We start from the raw sequence: 17950 nt of genomic DNA, 5'->3' as shown, positions 1-17950 counted from the left end.
GAGACGGACTTCGGGACCTGGAGGAGAAGCGGACATGACCAAGACCGGCATCATCATCGGCAGCACCCGCCCCGGACGAAACGGCGAGAAAGTGGCGCGGTGGGTCCGGGACCTGGCGGCCGAACACGCCGCCGGCCGCGCGGACTTCGACCTCGTCGACCTGAAGGACTTCGCGCTGCCCCTGCTCGACGAGCCCGTGCCGGCGCTGCGGACACCGGGCGGGCGGCCGCACACCCGGCGCTGGGCCGAGCGGATCGGCGCGTGCGACGCCTTCATAGTCGTCACCCCCGAGTACAACACCGCCCCGCCCGCGTCCCTGACCAACGCCATCGACTACCTCTACGAGGAGTGGGGCGGCAAGCCGGTCGGTTACGTCGGCTACGGCGTCTTCGGCGCGGTCATGGCCGTACAGAAGCTGCGCGCGCAGGCGGGAGTGCTGCGGATGGCGGACATCGGGCCGCAGGTGGCGCTGTCGCTGCGCGAGGACTTCGTGGCCTTCACCGACTTCCGGCCGCGGGAGTCGCAGGCGGCCGAGGTGCACGGGCTGGTCGACGAACTGCTGGCCTGGGCACGGGCCCTCGGGCCGCTGCGCGCGACCGCGGGGGCCGCCGCCTGAACGGGACACACGAGGCCTGCACGCACGGACACGGTGTACGCGGCACCCGCCGCGTACACCGCCCGCGTTCCCTGTGTGTTCAGAAGAACCCCGGCCCCCCGAAGCCCCCGAACCCGCCGGGTCCGCCGGGGCCGCCCATCGGCGGGCCGTGGTGGTGGAAGCCGTCGAACAGGGCGTCCGCCAGCAGCATGCCGCCGACGCCCGCCGCGCCCGCGACCAGGGCCGTCTTCCACCACGGTGTGCTGTACCAGCCGCCGGGGAGGGTACGGCCGCCGACCGTGCCGCCCGGGTAGTAGTACGGCGTTCCGGCGCCGGGGTGGTCCGAGGACGTGTACGTCCGCAGCAGCGGGCGGGCGGCGGAGTTGAGAGGCCGCTGATCGTTGCCTGAGTGGTGTCTGTGAAGTGGTGTCCGTGAAACGGGAGGGGGCGCGGAACCCCCCGGAACCGCGCCCCCGGTCCACCGAGCCCCCGGCTCAGGCCGCCCCGGTCTCAGGCCGACGCCGGTCGTGGCGCCGGGAGCGTTCCCGTGCGGGCCGCCTCCGCGTACCAGCGCGCGCTCGACTTCGGGGTACGGGCGAGGGTCGCGTAGTCGACGTACACCGCCCCGAACCGCTTGCCGTAGCCGTACGCCCACTCGAAGTTGTCCATCAGGGACCACAGGTAGTAGCCGCGGACGTCCGCTCCGTCGGCGATCGCGCGGCGCACCGCCGAGAGGTGGCCGTGCAGGTAGGCGACGCGCTCCGGGTCGTGGACGTTGCCGTCCGGGTCCGGCTTGTCGTCGTAGGCCGCGCCGTTCTCGGTGATGTAGAGCGGCAGCCCCGGGGCCTCCCGCGAGTAGCGCGTGATCAGCTCGTGCAGGCCCGTCGGGTCGATCGTCCAGCCCATCTCCGTGCGCTCACCCGGCGTCTGGTGGAAGGCGACGTCGTCGGCGCCCGGCCAGGGCGAGTGCGCGCCGGCACCGTGGCCGTCCGCGCGCGGACCGCTCGCCGTGCCGGACGCCGACGACACGAGCGCGGGCGTGTAGTAGTTCAGCCCGAGGGCGTCCAGCGGCTGGTGGATCGCGGCCGGGTCGCCGTCCAGGACGTACGACCAGTCCGTCAGCGATGCCGTCGCCGCGAACAGTGACTTGGGGTACGCGCCGTGCAGGATCGGGCCGTGGAACACCCCGTTGGCCAGATCGTCGATCGTGCGGACCGCCACCAGGTCCGCCGGGTCCTGCGAAAGCGGCCGTACGACCGCGGAGTTGAGGCTGATCGCGATCTGGTTGCGGGCCGGCATCGCCGAGCGCAGCGCTGAAGTGCCCAGCCCGTGCGCCAGGTTGAGGTGGTGCGCGGCGCGCAGGGCGGCCGCCGGATCGGTACGGCCGGGGGCGTGCACCCCGGAGCCGTAACCCAGGAAGGCGCTGCACCAGGGCTCGTTGAGGGTGATCCAGTGCTCGACCCGGTCGCCGAGCGCCTCGCCGACGATCTGCGCGTACTCGGCGAAGCGGTGCGCCGTGTCCCGCTCCGGCCAACCGCCCGCGTCCTCCAGCTCCTGCGGCAGATCCCAGTGGTAGAGCGTGATCGCGGGCTTGATGCCCTTCGCCAGCAGCTCGTCCACCAGCCGGCGGTAGAAGTCCAGGCCCACCTGGACGGCGGGGCCACGGCCGGTCGGCTGGACACGCGACCAGGAGACCGAGAACCGGTAGGCGTTCAGGCCGAGGTCCGCCATCAGCGCCACGTCGTCGCGGTAGCGGTGGTAGTGGTCGACAGCGATGTCACCGGTCTCGCCGCCGGCGGTCCTGCCCGGCGTATGGCTGAAGGTGTCCCAGATCGAGGGTGTGCGGCCGCCCTCCCGCACCGCCCCCTCGATCTGGTACGCGGAGGTCGCGGCGCCCCAGAGGAAGGCGGGAGGAAAGGCCTCGGTCGGCGAATCGGGCATGGAAGCGCTCCCATGGTCGGCTTGCCGCCATTATGCATGGGAGCGCTCCCATGGCAAAGAGGTGCCGTCAGGCTCCCGCGGTGCCGCCGGCGGCTCGGGGTGTCCGGCCCCTGGTAGGCGCTCCGGAAGCTCATCGTTCACCTCTCGGCGTCCGGTCCGGGCGTGCCGCGTCCCGGTCCGGGAAACCCCGAGCGCGCGGTGGTGTGCGGCGCAACTCCTGGGACGCCGACCGCCGTCACGTCTGTGACCTGCGTGATTCCTGGATGAGGCGGGCTGATGTCGGGCCGGTGAAACCCCCCGGCGCGACACGTTCCCGTGACGTCCGGAACACGCTTGGGCAACAACGCCGTTTTCAAGTCTTGACAGTCGGCCCGGCAGGAACCAGTCTTCCGGCATGCCGCGTGGGAGCGGTTCCACGGGTAGCCGGGGAATCTCTCCCGTGTGGAGCGAACCACCCCATGGCCTTTCCCTCTGTCGTCACCGCACCTCGTTGACCAGCACCTTTTCACCGCACGTCGAGTGCTGTGGGCCGGCCGCTGCTCGCACCGAGAGGGCAGGTCCGGATCGCCGGTCCCCGGCGGTCTGTTTCCTGAGATCCCGTTCCCCCACTGGAACAAGGAGTAGTGGAATGCGCATCACCCGTACCGGTCGTCGCGGCCGCAGAGCGGCGGCCCTGACCACAACGGTCCTGACCGCCTCGGCGCTGTTGCTGACCGGTTGCAGCAGCGGCAGCGACTCGAACGCCTCGGACTCCAACGGGAACATCACTCTCACGGTGGCGGACTTCGGGCAGTTCGGCTACAAGGAGGCCGACCTGTTCGCGAAGTACCACAAGCTGCACCCGAAGATCACGGTGAAGGAAGAGACCACCGCCAACGAGCAGGACTACTACCCCAAGCTCCTTCAGCAGCTGAACACGGGCAGTGGCCTGGCGGACGTCACCGGCATCGAGGTGGGCCGCATCAAGGAGGTCGCCGACACCCAGGCGGCCAAGTTCACCGACCTGAGCAAGACGATCAACGTGGACGACTGGGTCTCCTGGAAGGAGAAGCAGGCCACCGCCTCGGACGGCACGGTCATCGGCGCCGGCACCGACATCGGCCCGATGTCCCTGTGCTACCGCAAGGACCTCTTCGAGAAGGCGGGTCTGGCCTCCGACCGCGACGCGGTCGCCAAGGCCGTCGCGGGCGGCTGGGAGGACTACCTCAAGCTCGGCGAGCAGTACAAGAAGAAGGCCCCGTCCGGCACCTACTTCATGGACTCCGCGAGCGCCATGTACAACGCGGTCGTCAGCTCCTCCGCGCAGCAGTACTACGACGCCTCCGGCAAGCCGATCTACAAGGACAGCGCCTCCGTTCAGCAGGGCTGGAACCTGGCCGCCGAGGCCGCCTCGAAGAAGCTGACCCAGGGTCTGGCGCAGTTCACCGACGCCTGGACGGCGGCGCTGCGCAAGGGCAGCGTGGCGACCGTGGCCTGCCCCGCCTGGATGGCCGGGCAGATCTCCACCAACTCCGGTGACGCCTTCAAGGGCAAGTGGGACATAGCCAAGGCCCCCGGCTCGACCGCGGCCAACTGGGGCGGCTCCTTCCTGGCCGTGCCCAAGAGCGGCAAGCACACCAAGGAGGCCGCCGAGCTCGTCAAGTGGCTGACCGCCCCGGAGCAGCAGGCCGAGGTCTTCAAGGCGATCGGTGTCTTCCCGTCGAACAAGGGCGCCTATGACCTGCCCGGCGTGAAGAACGCGACGCTCCCGTACTTCAACAACGCGCCGATCGGCCAGATCTACGCCGACGAGGCCAAGACCATCCCCGAGGCGGTGCTCGGCCCGAAGGACGCGACGATCAAGGACACCATCTCCACGCAGATCAACAACATGGAGCAGCGGGGCACCAAGCCCGCCGACGCGTGGAAGGCCGCGACCGAGGCGATCGACAAGGTGATCGGCTGACGACCCGCGGTGCGGACGGCCCCGTCGGCCGCCCGCACCGCGCGCCGTGCCGTACGAGGTTCCGGTGCCCGGCGCGTGGGTAGGGCGCGCCGGACACCGGCGCGCCGCGTCCCCCGGCCGGGTCCGGTGCGGTGGGAGACCCCGACGTCGCCGTCCGGCCCCGCCCTGTCCCGCCCCCCGGCCGAATCCCCCCAGGAAGGAAATCCCCCGTGGCAACGACGACACCCACACGGGGTGCCCCCACCCCGCCCGCCGGCGGCTCCGGTGCCGTGCCGAACGGACGCGGCACCTGGCGCAGCCGGCTGTGGCGCTTCGACGACCTCGCGTCCCCGTACGCGTACATCGCTCCGTTCTTCCTCGTCTTCGGTGCCTTCGGGCTCTACCCGCTCCTCTACACGGGCTGGATAGCCCTGCACCGGGTGGAGATGACGAGCCTCAGCACCTCGGAGTGGGTCGGCTTCGACAACTTCACCAAGATCCTCCAGGACTCGGAGTTCTGGACGGCCGTCACGAACACCTTCCTGATCGGCGTCATCTCGACCGTCCCGCAGCTGCTCGTGGCGCTCGGCCTCGCCCACCTGCTCAACTACAAGCTGCGCGCCAGCACGTTCTGGCGGACGGTCGTGCTCACCCCGTACGCCACCTCGGTGGCGACCGCGGCCCTGGTCTTCGCCCTGGTGTTCCGGGCCGACGGCGGCATCCTCAACTGGGTGCTGCACTTCGTCGGCATCGGCAACACCGACTGGGGCAACGGCGAGTGGACGTCCAAGATCGCCATCTCGGTCATCGTGATCTGGCGCTGGACCGGCTACAACGCGCTGATCTACCTGGCGGCCATGCAGGCCGTGCCGGCCGACCTGTACGAAGCCGCCTCCATCGACGGGGCGACGCGCTGGCAGCAGTTCCGCAAGGTGACCATTCCCTCGCTGCGGCCGACGATCCTGTTCACCATCGTCATCTCGACGATCGGCTCCATGCAGCTGTTCGGCGAGCCGCTGCTGCTCCAGGGCGGCACGCTCGGCTCCACCGGCGGCAACGAGCACCAGTACGAAACCCTCAGCATCTACCTCTACAACTACGGCTGGAAGCTGGGGCATCTGGGCCCGGCCGCGGCGGTGGCCTGGGCCATGCTCGCCCTGCTGCTGCTCATCGCCCTGATCAACTTGATCGTCGGCCGGTTCCTGCGCAAGAGCGCGGCCTGACGGGAGCGATATCGATGACCACGACCAGCCCCACCAACACCGCACCGGGCCTCGACCCGGTGCCGCCGGTCGCCGCCCCGGGCAGGAACCGCGTACGGCTCAAGCTCGGCGCCGGACAGCAGCTCAAGGGCGGCCCCCTCACCTACCTCGCCCTGGTCGTCGTCGGCCTGGGCTCGGTCTTCCCGCTGTACTGGACGCTGGTGGCCGCCTCGCACGACCAGCAGCGGGTCCTCGACAGTCCGCCGCCGCTGCTGCCGGGCGGCAGGCTGTGGAGCAACCTGCAGACCGCCTGGGACCAGGCCAACCTGGGCAAGGCGATCGTCAACAGCGTGATCGTGTCGGGCTGCATCACCGCGGCCACCCTGTTCTTCTGCACGCTGGCCGGCTACGCCTTCGCCAAGATGCGGTTCCGCGGCCGGGGCGCCCTGATGACCGCGGTCATCGCCACCCTGACGATCCCGCCGCAGCTCAGCGTGGTCCCGCTGTTCATGATGATGGCGGACATCGGCTGGGGCGGAAAACTGGAGTCGGTGATCTTCCCGACCCTGGTCGGCGCCTTCGGTGTCTTCTTCATGCGCCAGTACCTGCTGGAGGCCCTGCCCTACGAACTCATCGAGGCGGCCAAGGTGGACGGCGCGACCAACATCCGCATCGTGTGGAACGTGGTCCTGCCCGCGGCCCGCCCCGCGATGATGGTGCTCGGCATGCTCACCTTCGTCCAGGCGTGGAACGACTTCTTCTGGCCCTTCCTCGCCCTGAACCAGGACAACCCCACCCTCCAGGTCGCGCTCGGCCAGCTCAGCGCCTCCTACACCCCCGACCAGAGCATCGTCATGGCCGGCGCGCTGATCAGCACCCTGCCGCTGCTGCTCGTCTTCGTGATCTTCGGCAAGCAGATCGTCGGAGGCATCATGGCGGGCGCCGTCAAGGGCTGACTCCGGGCGGGCCGCCCGACCCGTCTCCGGCGGTCCGCCCCACCGCGTTCCGGCGGTCCGCCGCCCGGGCCGTGCGGCGTCCCGCACCGTCCGCCGTCCCGTACGGGTCCGCCCCAGGTGCGGGCCCGTGCCCTGGGCCGGTGCCCGCGTGCGACCCGGCCGCCTTCCCGCAGCAGGACCGTGCCCGCCCCCTTCTCCACCTCTCTCCCCTTCCCCCCTTCTCCACGCCACTCCGGGAGCGTTCTCAGATGACCGCCGTACGAACCGAGACCACTGCCCAGTCGGCCTCAGACACCTCCTTCCCGCCCGGCTTCGTCTGGGGTGCCGCCACCGCCGCGTACCAGGTGGAGGGCGCCGCCGCCGAGGACGGTCGTACGCCGTCGATCTGGGACACCTACAGCCACACCCCCGGGAGGGTCCGCAACGGCGACACCGGTGACATCGCCGCCGACCACTACCACCGGTACAAGGGCGACGTGGCGCTGATGAAGGACCTCGGCCTCAAGGCCTACCGGTTCTCCGTCTCCTGGTCCCGGGTGCAGCCCACCGGACGGGGGCCCGCGGTCGAGCGCGGCCTGGACTTCTACCGGCGGCTCACCGACGAACTCCTCGAAGCGGGCATCACCCCGGTCGCCACCCTCTACCACTGGGACCTCCCGCAGGAACTGGAGGACGCGGGCGGCTGGCCGCAGCGGGACACCGCGCACCGCTTCGCCGACTACGCCGAGATCACGGCCCGGGCCCTGGGGGACCGCGTCGGGCTGTGGACCACCCTCAACGAGCCCTGGTGCAGCGCCTTCCTGGGCTACGGCTCCGGCGTGCACGCCCCCGGCCGTACCGACCCGGCGGCCACCCTGCGCGCCGCGCACCACCTCAACCTGGCCCACGGGCTGGCGATCGGGGCGCTGCGGGAGAACCTGCCGTCGACCGCGCAGACCTCCGTCACCCTCAACCTGCACCAGGTGCGCCCGCTGACCGACAGCGCCGCGGACGCCGAGGCGGCCCGGCGTATCGACGCGGTCGGCAACCGGATCTTCACCGGCCCGATCCTGGACGGGGCCTACCCCGAGGACCTGCTCGCCGACACCGCGCACCTCGTGGACTGGGCGGAGCTGGTGCACGACGGCGACCTGGCCGAGATCTCCCGCCCGATCGACCTGCTCGGCGTCAACTACTACTCGCCGACCGTGGTCTCCGCGGCCGTCGAGGGCGGCGCCGGCACCCGCAACGACGGCCACGGCGCGAGCGACCACTCCCCGTGGACGGGCTCCGACGACGTCACCTTCCATCTGGCCAACGACCAGCTCACCGCGATGAACTGGGCCATCGACGCGAGCGGACTGCACACCCTGCTGACCGGCCTGGCCGCCTCGCACCCGGGGCTGCCGCTGATGGTCACCGAGAACGGCGCCGCCTTCGACGACTACGTCTCGCCCGAGGGCCGGGTGAACGACCCGCAGCGGATCGCCTACCTCCACTCCCACCTGGACGCCGTCCGGCAGGCCGTCGCCGACGGAGCGGACGTGCGCGGCTACTTCCTGTGGTCGCTGCTGGACAACTTCGAGTGGTCCTACGGCTACTCCAAGCGCTTCGGCGCCGTCTACGTCGACTACGGCACCCAGCGCCGCATCCCCAAGGCGAGCGCACACTGGTACGCGGAGGTGATCCGCCGGAACGCCCTGCCGAGCGCCGGTGAGCAGGGCTGACCCGGTACGGCCCCGGGGGCGTGACGGGGCCCGGAGCGGCCGGGCCCCGGCTGTTACATTTCCTGGCCTGAGGGCTGCGAACGGAAGGCGGCGACCATGACGGTCAAGGGTGAGCGGGGCCGGGGCACTCGGCGGCCGACCCTGGAGGAGGTCGCCGCCCGGGCCGGCGTGGGCCGCGGCACGGTGTCACGCGTGATCAACGGCTCGCCCCGGGTCAGCGACGCGACCCGCGCGGCCGTGGAGGCGGCCGTCAACGAACTCGGCTACGTCCCCAACACCGCCGCCCGCGCGCTGGCCGCCAACCGCACGGACGCGATCGCGCTGGTCGTCCCCGAGCCGGAGACCCGGTTCTTCGCGGAGCCGTACTTCTCCGACATGCTCAGCGGCGTCGGTGCCGAACTCTCCGAGACCGAGATGCAGTTGCTGCTGATCTTCGCGGGCAGCGACCGCGAGCGGCGCCGGCTCGCGCAGTACCTGGCCGCGCACCGGGTGGACGGGGTGCTGCTGGTGTCCGTGCACGCCGACGACCCGCTGCCCGACCTGCTCGCCCAGCTGGAGATCCCGGCCGTGATCAGCGGCCCCCGCTCGGCGGAGGAGACGCTGACCTCGGTGGACTCCGACAACTACGGCGGCGCCCGGTCGGCCGTGGAGCACCTGCTGACCCGCGGCCGCCGCACGATCGCCCACATCACCGGCCGGCTCGACGTGTACGGAGCCCAGCGCCGCGTCGACGGCTACCGCGACGCCCTGCGCGACGCGGGCCGTGCGGCGGACGAACTCCTCATCGAACCGGGCGACTTCACCGAGGAGGGCGGCCGGCGGGCGATGGCCCGGCTGCTGGAGCGCGAGCCCCGCCTCGACGCCGTGTTCGCCGGCTCCGACGTGATGGCGGCGGGCGCCCGCCAGGTGCTGCGGGTGGCGGGCCGCCGTATCCCCGAGGACGTGGCGCTGGTCGGGTACGACGACTCGGCCATCGCGCGTCACATGGACCCGCCGCTCACCAGCGTCCGCCAGCCGATCGACGAGATGGGCCGCGCGATGATCGACCTGCTGCTGGCCGAGATCGCCGACCGGCGCCCGGCCGCCGCCCGGGGGCTGGAGCGCCGGCACGCGGTACTGCCGACGGCACTGGTGGCCCGGGCGTCCTCCTAGTTCTCCGGGTTCCCCGGGTTCCCCCGGAGGCAGGTCACTTGGTGGCGTGGACGGCGGTGTAGCCGCCGATGAGGTGACGGGCCTCCACCTTGGCGAAGCCGGCGTCCCGGAGCCACTGGGTGGCGTCCTCGACCGTGTACTCCGACCCGCCCTCGGTGTCGATGAGCATGTTGAGCGACAGCAGCAGGCCGTAGGTGTTGTGGCGGCGCTCGTCGTCGATCATGGCGTCGTAGACGATGAGGGTGCCGCCCTCGGGCAGGGCGTCGTAGGCCTTCTGGAGCAGGAACCGGCGCTGCTCCAGGTTCCAGTCGTGGAGGATCTGCCCCATGACGTAGACGTCGGCCTCGGGCAGCGGGTCGGAGAAGAAGTCCCCGCCGTGGAAGGTGAGGCGGTCGGTCAGGCCGTGGGCGGCGACGAACTCCTCGAACACCGGGCCGACGGGGGGAAGTTCGAAGACGGCTCCGGTGATGTCCGGGTGGGAGCGCAGGACGGCGGCGGGCACCGCGCCGAGGGCTCCGCCGAGGTCGATGACGTGCCGCCGGCCGGTCCAGTCGAAGTCGGCGGCCAGTGCGGCGGCGAGGGGCGTGCTGACGCCGTTCATGCCGTTGAGGAAGGCGCGCCAGGCGACCGGGTCCTGGCTGAGCGTCGCGAAGAACGGGGCGCCGCTGTGCGCGACCTCGTTCTGCAGGGCGCCGGTCCGCAGCGCGTCGGTGAGGTTGTTCCAGAAGCCGAAGAGACGTGCGTTGGCCATCTCCAGGATGCCGCCCATGTACGACGGCTTGGCCCGGTCCAGGAACACGTCCGCGGCGGGGGAGTTGCGGTAGGTGCCGTCCTCGTCGCGGGTCAGCACGTCGAGCGAGACCAGGGCGTCCAGGAAGTCCGCGGCGGACCTGGGGTGCAGGCCCACCTCGGAGGCGAGGGACTCACGGTCGCGGCCGCCGCCTGCCAGCGCCGTGAAGATTCCCAACTCCACTGCGCTCAGCAGCGTCTTGGAAGCCATGAAGCCCAGGCCGAGCTGAAGAAGCGGCTCAGGGGTGATCGCGTCGGTGACCGACATTTCTCTCTCCATCAGGATTGGAAGGTGAAGTTTGAACAGCGGGTGTCGTGTGCGGGTCTCAGAGCGTCTTGGTCTGGCCGCCGTCGACGAGGGTCTCCGTGCCGGTGATGTTCGCGGCGAGGGGCGAGGCGAGGAACAGGGTGAGGTCGGCGACCTCGTGCGCCTCGCTGATGCGTCCTGACGTGATGCCCATGCTCTGCGGTACGACGACGTCCAGCGCTTCCTGTGCGGTGGTCCCGGCGGCCTCGGCGGTGGCGTCGGCGAAGCCGCCCGGCGCGGTCCAGAACGGCGTGCGGACCGGGCCCGGGGCGATGGCGTTGACGCGCACGCCCTGAGGCGCGAACTCCTCGGACAGGGACTTGTTGAGGTTGGTCAGTGCGGCCTTGGCCGCCGAGTAGTCGACCACCATGGGGAAGGGCAGCCGGGCGTTGATCGAGCTGATGTTCACGATGGCCGCGTCACCCGCCGCGATCAGATGAGGCAGGGCGGCGCGGCTCGTGCGCACGGCGCTGAAGAAGGTCAGGTCGAAGATCCGCTGCCAGGCGGCGTCGTCGACCTTGAGGAACGACTCTCGGGGTTCGGCGGCGCCGACGTTGTTGACCAGGATGTCCAGGCGCTGGTGACGCTCCACGGCCTGCTGGATCAAGGCCTCCGCCCCGTCCCTGGTGGACAGGTCGACCGGCACGAACGTGACGTCGTGGTCGGCCGCCAGGGCGTCCAGCTCGGGGGTCGAGGTGCGGCTGCCGGCCACGACCTTGACGCCCTCCCGGGCCAGCCTCTCGACCACGGCCAGGCCGATGCCCTTGCTGGCTCCGGTGACGACGGCGACCTTGTCCTTGAGGTGCAGTTCCATGACGGTTCCTTTCTGGATTGATCAATACACAATTAAGGTACGGCGAACCGCGGATGCGGGCGTTGTGCGGGTTCTCCGCGGTGTTCAGTCCAGTACGCGCATCGCCGTGGACAGGGCGTCCTCCATGAACTCCCTCCCCACGCGTGCTCCGCCGACGATGCGGATCCCCTGGATGAACGTGGTCAGGAACCTGGCCAGTTCGCCCGGGTTCTTCTCCGGGGAGATCTCCCCGCGCGCCTGTGCCCGCTCCAGGGCGCCGGCGAGCGAGGACTCGACCTGCCGGATCGCGGTGTTGACGCGGTCCGCGGCCAAGGGCTGGTCGCCGCACTCCGTGGCGGTGTTGACCACGAGGCAGCCACGCGTGGGGTCGGTCAGGTCCGCCTCGATCAGGGAGGTGAGCACCCTGCGGATCGCGGGCCGGATCCCGGGCGTCCCGTCGAGGGTCGCCTCCAGGTCGCCGCCCTGGACGGAGATGTAGCGGTCGAGGGAGCGGATGTAGAGCTGCTCCTTCGAGCCGAAGGCCGCGTAGAAGCTGCCGCTGCCTATCGACAGTTCCTTCAGCAGGTCCTGCAGGGAGGTCTCGGCATAGCCCCGGCGCCAGAACAGGTCCATGGCGCGGTCGACCGCCCGGTCCGAGTTCTCGCGGCCGACGGTGATGTAGGGCATGTCGGTTTCCCTTCTGGGTTCGGTGGGCCGAAAACACTGGGCAGTTGGGGGATGGTGATGGAGGGGGAAAGCGGTCGTCGCCCGATCAGCCCCAGCTCCGCGCCGTATCGCGAACCGGTTTCGAGGGTCAGCGCGAGGAGCAGCCCCGGCAGAGGGCCGTGGTCGCGGGAGTCGGTCATCTCCGTCGCTGCCTCTCGGTGGTGTGCCCGCTGCGGGGATCTGTGCGGAGCGGGTCGGGGGAGGCGGGCATGCTCGTTCCTTTCGCAGGCCGGCCGGACGCATGGGTGAAGCGGCCCGGCCGGGGCGTCGCGGACGACGCCGGGTCAGGAGGTGGCGTGGGCGGCGGCCTCGATGACGTGCGCGATGGCGTCGGGATGCGAGACGAGGACCGCGTGCGAGGCGCCGCGGATCACCTCGGTGTGCGAACCCGCACGACGCGCCGTGGCCTGCTCGGCCGCCGGTGGGACGGCATCGCCGAACGCATCGGCTTTCAGCGGTGTTGCCCGCCCTCGCGGAACCGGGCGGGTTCGATGCCCGTCATGTCCGCTTCCGACGTCATCGGTGGCTGCCCAGGAAACGCAGCAGCATGTCGGTCGTCTCTTTCGGGTGCTCCTCGTAGATCCAGTGACCGGAGTCGGGGATGACGGCCGGGGTGACGTGGGTGGCGTAGTGGCGCGCCTGCTTCGCGACCGACGAACCGAGGCTGCCGTCGGCGCCGATCGCGAGGACCGGCATGGTCAGGGGCTTCTTCTGGAACCGCGCGTTGTCGGCGATGTCCTGCGGGAACGCCCGGAACCAGGCGAAGCTCGCTTCCAGGTGTGCTTGATCGCGCAGGTAGGAGGCGAAGACCTGGAGGTCCTCGGTGGTCAGGGCGTCCTTGTGCACCGCGATGCCCCGCATGAAGCCGGTCGTCCAGGTCAGCTCGGGGCCCCGGATCAGGCTCTCCGGGAGGCCGGTCTGCAGGGCGAAGAAGCCGAAGTGCCACGCCCCCGGGCCCTGGGCCGTCAGCGACGGGAACTTGTAGATGCCCGGGTCGGGGATCGGGGCTTCGCTGAGCACGAGCCTCCTGACGCTGTGCGGGTACTGGGCGGCGTAGGAGTAGGCCACCATCGTGCCGATGTCATGGCCGACGACGTTCACGTCGTGGTCCTTGCCGAGCGACACCAGGAGCGCGTGCAGCGTGCCGGCCATGGTCTTCTTGTCGTATCCGGACGCCGGGGCGTCACTCCGGCCCGCGCCGGGCAGGTCCGGCGCGATGACGGTGTAGTGCCGGGCGAGCGCGGGCATGATGCCGTGCCACTCGTACCAGGTCTGGGGGTAGCCGTGGATCAGGACAAGGGTCGGGCCGTGACCGCCGATCACGTAGTCGATGCCGGTCCCGGCGACCCGGGTCTTGTGTTCGCTGAAGCCGGCAGGTATTCGCTCGCCGGCCGGCGCTGTCGGCTTGGCGGAGGCCGAGGCCGTGAGGGTGGTCGAGCCGAGGCCGACGGCCAGGGCGAAGGCCGCGGCCACCAGACGGCGGGATCCGGGCAGGCGGAATCTCACTGATCTCTCCGGAGGATGCGAGGGGATACGAGGGCATGCGAGGGGGAAGCGCGTCGATGACGGGCGAGGGAGGGTCAGATCTGGCGCAGAGCGCCGCCGTCGACGGCCCACTCGGCGCCGGTGATCTGGCGTGCGAGGGGGGAGAGCAGATAGGCGATGACCCGTGCGACGTCGTCGGGGCTGCCGAGCCGGGCGGTGGGCAGGCGTCGTACGTCGCGTACGAAGTGGTCGATCGCCGCCTCCGGTTCCAGGTGGAACTGAGCGGCGAGCTGCTCGGCGAAGCCGCCGGGGGCATCCCACAGCCGGGTCCGGGTCGGTCCCGGTGCGACGATGTTGGAACGCACCCCGCGCGGGCCGAACTCGGCCGCCAGTGTCTTGGACAGCGACAGCAGCGCGGTTTTGGCGGCCGCGTAGTCCACCATCGACACGTCCGGCATCCTGGCCGCCTCGCTGGTGAGATGGACCAGGGAGCCGCCACGCACGAGCAGGGCGGGCAGCGCGGCCCGGGTCATCCGTACTGCGCAGTGGAAGTTGAGCTCGAACGTGGCCTGCCACTGCTCGTCACTCACGTCCAGGAATCCGGTGCGGGAGTCCAGTCCGCCGACGTTGTTGACGAGCCCGTCCAGACGCCCGTGCCGGGCGAGCACCTCCGTCACCACACGCCGGGCCGCGCCGGGCTCGGTGAGGTCCGCCGCCAGGCCGCTGACCCGTCGGCCGAGGGCTTCGACGCCCTTGGGACGGCGGGCCACGGCGACGACGGTGGCCCCCTCGGCCGCCAGCACGTCTACCGTGGCCTCGCCGATCCCGGCGGACGCTCCGGTCACCACCACGACTGCGTCATCGAGTCGAAGATCCACCAGTTGGTCTCCTTTCGGGCGAGCCGGCCGCCGCCGTCGACGTGCGGCACGGGCCCGGTGACGTACGGGTTGTCGATGGCTGCCGGGCCCGCGTCGGCACCGGGCGCTCCGGCGGTCCAGAACGCACGGCAGGTCGACGCCGGGTCCCGGCCACGGGAAGCGGGACGGTCATGGCCCCAGTGGTTCGGGGGCGTCAGGGGTGGACGCCGAACGGCCCGAGGACGCCCGTGTCGATCCGCAGGGACTCCAGCAGCGTCCATGCGTTGTCCCGCGTGAAGACGTCGGCGGCGGCGAGGACTCCGGTGTACTTCGCGGCCACGGGAGCGGCCGCGGTGTCCGCGACCGCGTCGAGGAAGGTCTTGAAGATCGCCCACGAGTTCCCCTGCGCCCCGTACTTGTCGAAGAACGGGGTCGGGTCGACGGAGGCGATCGCGGACCGGGTACTGGAGTCCAGATCGTCCATGTACTGGATCTGCAGGGCGCCGTCCGCGCGGACTCCGAGCCGCCCGAGATGGCCGCCGACGAACGTCTGCCACGGGTAGTCCATCGCGATGCTCTGGGCCTTGATCCAGTCGGGGATGTCCTGGGAGACCGCGAGGTTCTTGAACGGCACCCAGCCCGGGTACAGGACGTCGACCAGCATCAGGGTGGCGTATTCGGGCGCGTAGACGAAGATGTTGTCGGGGGAGTGGTTGGGACCGTGGTACGCCAGGCGAAGGGTTTCTCCGCCGACCTTGAGCTGGTACTTGTCGTGGAACGTGACCGTCGGCAGCGGACGGTTGGGGTCCGCCGCGCGGGCCAGCAGGCCGGCCGTCGCGGCGTGCGAGATCCGCACCACGTCGGTTCCGAACAGGCCGGCGGCGCCGATGTGGTCGGCGTGCGAGTGCGAGTAGACCAGGTGCGTGACCTTGCCCGGCCGGCCGTTGGCCCGGGTGACGTCGTCGATCGCGCGGAGCAGGTTGTGCCCGATGGTCGGCGGGGCGTCGACGAGGACGACGCCCCGCGGGGTCGTCAGGAACATGGCCTGGTAGTAGGAGTCCGTGACCCAGTAGAGGTTTCCGGCGATCCGGCCGACGTAGTAGCCGTCCGCGTTCGGTCTGGGGCCGACCGAGGCGGCCGGGATCGGCGCGAAGTCGGGCAGGCCGGTGTCGTCGGCGAGGGCGGGCCCGGCCGGCACGCCGACGAGGGCGGCGGCGGCCGGGACGGTGAGCGCGGTGGCAGCGCCCTTGAGGAATCCACGGCGGCCGGTCGGAGGCCGGAGTTCGGAAGGCCGGAGTTCGGAAGGCATGGGAACTGATCGCCTTTCGGGTCGGGGACGGAATCGGGGGCGGAAGCGGTCAGCTGAAACAGGGGTCGAAGGTGTCGAGCGGCCGGTGACCGTCGGTGGCCCGGCCGGTCCGCTGCCGCCACCGGAGGTGTTCGGCGGATTCGGCGGCGGCGTCCCGGACGCCCTCGGCCTGGCGCAGCCCGGAACGATCGCCACCGCGCCCCTGATAGCCGCCGAAGTGCGCGATCGGACTCCAGTCCGGCTGGACGGGGGGCGCGGCCGGCGCCAGGCCTTCGAGGAAGCCGGCGGCGTGGACGACCCGGCCGCCCACGACCGTCAGCAGCGCCTCGATCTCGGGGATCCGCTCTTCGGGGATCTCGAAGAAATCGTCGCTCAGTACCGCGAAGTCCGCGTAGCAGCCAGGGCTGAGGACGCCCTTGACGTCCTGCTCGCCCGTGAGCCGGGCACCGGCGACGGTGTACGAGGCGAGGGCTTCGGCCCGGTCCATGCGGTGCTGCCCCGAACGCAGCGGCACACCGGCGACGTTGCACCCCGACACCAGCCAGTACAGGGCGACCCAGGGGTTGTACGTCGAGACCCGGGTGGCGTCCGTTCCCGCCGCGACGTTCAGACCACGGCTGCGCATCGCGCCCAGCGGCGGCGCGACCGCCGCGGCCTCGAAGCCGTAGCGATCACGGAAGGTGGTGCCCTGGTACGCCAGGCGGTGCTGGACGCCGATCGCCCCGCCGAGCGCCGCGATCCGGTCCAGGCTCTCCTCCGACACCAGCTCGACATGGTCGAACAGCCAGCGGTTCCCGCCGGGGAAGAGCCCTTCGGCAGCCAGCTTCTCGAAGACGGCGAGGTCGCGACGGACGGTCTCGTCGTATGTGGCGTGCAGCCGGAATCCCCAGCCGCTCTCCATCAGGAGCCGGACGGCGTTCTCGAACTCCGCCTCGTACGGCCCCAGTTCCGGACGAGGCTGGGCGAAGTTCTCGAAGTCCGCCGCGGCCCACGTCAGGTTCTCCCCCGCGCCGTTGAGGCGCAGCCACTCGTCGCCTTCGTCGGGCCTGACCATGCCGATCCAGCGGCGCAGGTCGTCGACTTCCTGGCCGAGGGTCTGCGGGAACAGGTGGTAGGCGATCCTGACGGTCAGCTCGCCGGCCGCGTGGAGGTCGGTGACCGCGCGGTACCCCGACGGGAAGTCCTGGAATCCGCCGGCCGCGTCGATCAGCGACGTCAACCCGAACCGGTTCAGCTCCAGGAGGAACTGCCGCGTGGAGCCCTTCTGGCCTTCGGGGTCCAGGACCGGGGCCTTGGCCAGGGTCGAGTACAGCAGCAGGGCGCCCGGCGCGGCGATGAGCATTCCGGTGGGTTCGCCGTCATGGCCGCGGACGATCTGGCCGCCCGCGGGGTCGGGGGTGTCACGGGTGATCCCGGCGGCGTGCAGCGCGGCGCGATTCAGGATCGCGGCCTGATAGAGGTGGGTGACGACGACCGGGGTGTCGGGCGCGGCGGCGTTGAGTTCCGCAGGCGTCGGCATCCGGTGCTCCGCCACCGATTCGACGCTCCAGCCGCCCGCGATCCTGAGCCATTGGCCGGGCGGAGTCCGCGCGGCCTGCTCCCGCACCATCGCCAGCCCCTGCCGCAGGGTCCGCACGCCGTCCCACCTGAGTTCGAGGACGAAGTGCAGGCCGCCTCGGACGACGTGGTTGTGCGAGTCGTTCAGGCCCGGTACGACGCGGTGCCCCAGGGCGTCGATCACCCGAGTCCGCGGACCTGCCGGCGGAGCGACCTCCCGGTCCCCGCCGACGACGGTCACCGAGCCGTCGCGCACGGCGAGCGCGGTGGCGGCCGGCCGCTTCGGGTCGCCGGTGAAGATCTTCGCATTGCGCAGGACAAGATCCGCGGGCCGCGCCGGGTCACCTGCGCGTAAGCCGGCCACCGGCATGGATGTCATGGTCCCTCCCTGGGGATGGCTGCCGGCGGCCCCAGCGCCTTCTGGCCGCGCAAGCGTGATCGCCGACCACGTCAGGACAGCACCGCAGGAGCGGCGTTCGCACTGGGGCCGCACCCCAGAAGGAAAGGCCGGCCGAGGTGCGGCGTGGCGGCGGTCGTGGGCTCGCGGTGATCCGTGGCCGCGCGGTCGACGCATCGGCGATGTGGCGCACGGGCTCGCCTTGTTGGGGTGGCGTAAAGATCCGTTCATGGTTCTCGGGCGACCAGAGACAG

Annotated in this window: 14 protein-coding genes; 6 read left to right on the top strand and 8 right to left on the bottom strand. The window is 71.0% G+C overall.

The features are described 5' to 3' along the window. The first annotated feature begins 34 nt into the window (after positions 1-34). The gene (locus tag ACIRR9_RS17215) at positions 35-616 is read left to right on the top strand and encodes an NADPH-dependent FMN reductase (RefSeq protein WP_403751990.1); all 582 of its coding nucleotides are present in this window, start codon (positions 35-37) and stop codon (positions 614-616) included. 489 nt (positions 617-1105) lie between these two features. Here ACIRR9_RS17215 and ACIRR9_RS17210 read toward each other — a convergent pair whose 3' ends face one another. After that, positions 1106-2536 (bottom strand): GH1 family beta-glucosidase, encoded by a 1431-nt coding sequence (locus ACIRR9_RS17210; protein ID WP_403751986.1) that lies wholly within the window; start codon positions 2534-2536, stop codon positions 1106-1108. Positions 2537-3164: 628 nt separating this feature from the next. Here ACIRR9_RS17210 and ACIRR9_RS17205 point away from each other — a divergent pair. The 5 genes from ACIRR9_RS17205 (at position 3165) to ACIRR9_RS17185 (ending at position 9476) form a co-directional block, all read left to right on the top strand. Next, positions 3165-4481: an ABC transporter substrate-binding protein gene (locus ACIRR9_RS17205; RefSeq protein WP_403751984.1), complete on the top strand. Its 1317-nt coding sequence runs from the start codon at positions 3165-3167 to the stop codon at positions 4479-4481. A 209-nt stretch (positions 4482-4690) separates the two neighbouring features. Then, positions 4691-5683 (top strand): carbohydrate ABC transporter permease, encoded by a 993-nt coding sequence (locus tag ACIRR9_RS17200; RefSeq protein ID WP_403751982.1) that lies wholly within the window; start codon positions 4691-4693, stop codon positions 5681-5683. 14 nt (positions 5684-5697) lie between these two features. Further along, entirely contained in the window at positions 5698-6618 is a 921-nt protein-coding gene (locus tag ACIRR9_RS17195; RefSeq protein WP_403751980.1) for a carbohydrate ABC transporter permease, read from the top strand. 248 nt (positions 6619-6866) lie between these two features. After that, the gene (locus ACIRR9_RS17190; protein WP_403751978.1) at positions 6867-8324 is read left to right on the top strand and encodes a GH1 family beta-glucosidase; all 1458 of its coding nucleotides are present in this window, start codon (positions 6867-6869) and stop codon (positions 8322-8324) included. Between the two features lie 96 nt (positions 8325-8420). Further along, complete coding sequence (locus tag ACIRR9_RS17185) at positions 8421-9476, top strand: LacI family DNA-binding transcriptional regulator (protein ID WP_403751976.1); 1056 nt, start codon at positions 8421-8423, stop codon at positions 9474-9476. 34 nt (positions 9477-9510) lie between these two features. Here the strand turns inward: ACIRR9_RS17185 and ACIRR9_RS17180 are convergent, their stop codons facing one another. From ACIRR9_RS17180 to ACIRR9_RS17150, 7 genes are all read right to left on the bottom strand, one after another. Next, positions 9511-10533 (bottom strand): methyltransferase, encoded by a 1023-nt coding sequence (locus tag ACIRR9_RS17180; RefSeq protein WP_403751974.1) that lies wholly within the window; start codon positions 10531-10533, stop codon positions 9511-9513. A 58-nt stretch (positions 10534-10591) separates the two neighbouring features. Continuing rightward, positions 10592-11386 carry an SDR family NAD(P)-dependent oxidoreductase gene (locus ACIRR9_RS17175; protein ID WP_403751972.1) on the bottom strand — a complete coding sequence of 265 codons (795 nt, stop codon included), beginning with the start codon at positions 11384-11386 and terminating at the stop codon, positions 10592-10594. Positions 11387-11470: 84 nt separating this feature from the next. Continuing rightward, the gene (locus ACIRR9_RS17170; RefSeq protein ID WP_403751970.1) at positions 11471-12052 is read right to left on the bottom strand and encodes a TetR/AcrR family transcriptional regulator; all 582 of its coding nucleotides are present in this window, start codon (positions 12050-12052) and stop codon (positions 11471-11473) included. A 555-nt stretch (positions 12053-12607) separates the two neighbouring features. Further along, the gene (locus ACIRR9_RS17165) at positions 12608-13597 is read right to left on the bottom strand and encodes an alpha/beta fold hydrolase (RefSeq protein ID WP_403751968.1); all 990 of its coding nucleotides are present in this window, start codon (positions 13595-13597) and stop codon (positions 12608-12610) included. Between the two features lie 74 nt (positions 13598-13671). Further along, entirely contained in the window at positions 13672-14454 is a 783-nt protein-coding gene (locus tag ACIRR9_RS17160; RefSeq protein ID WP_403751966.1) for an SDR family NAD(P)-dependent oxidoreductase, read from the bottom strand. Between the two features lie 193 nt (positions 14455-14647). Then, a complete protein-coding gene (locus ACIRR9_RS17155) occupies positions 14648-15742 on the bottom strand; it encodes an MBL fold metallo-hydrolase (protein WP_365344187.1) in 1095 nt (364 codons plus the stop codon). A gap of 49 nt (positions 15743-15791) precedes the next feature. Then, a complete protein-coding gene (locus ACIRR9_RS17150) occupies positions 15792-17678 on the bottom strand; it encodes an amidohydrolase (protein ID WP_403751964.1) in 1887 nt (628 codons plus the stop codon). Positions 17679-17950: the final 272 nt, after the last annotated feature.

The organism is Streptomyces sp. NPDC101234 (assembly GCF_044767525.1).
Lineage (GTDB): Bacteria > Actinomycetota > Actinomycetes > Streptomycetales > Streptomycetaceae > Streptomyces > Streptomyces sasae.
Note: the sequence above shows the minus strand (reverse complement) of the source record. Positions and strands in the feature narration are given on the sequence as shown.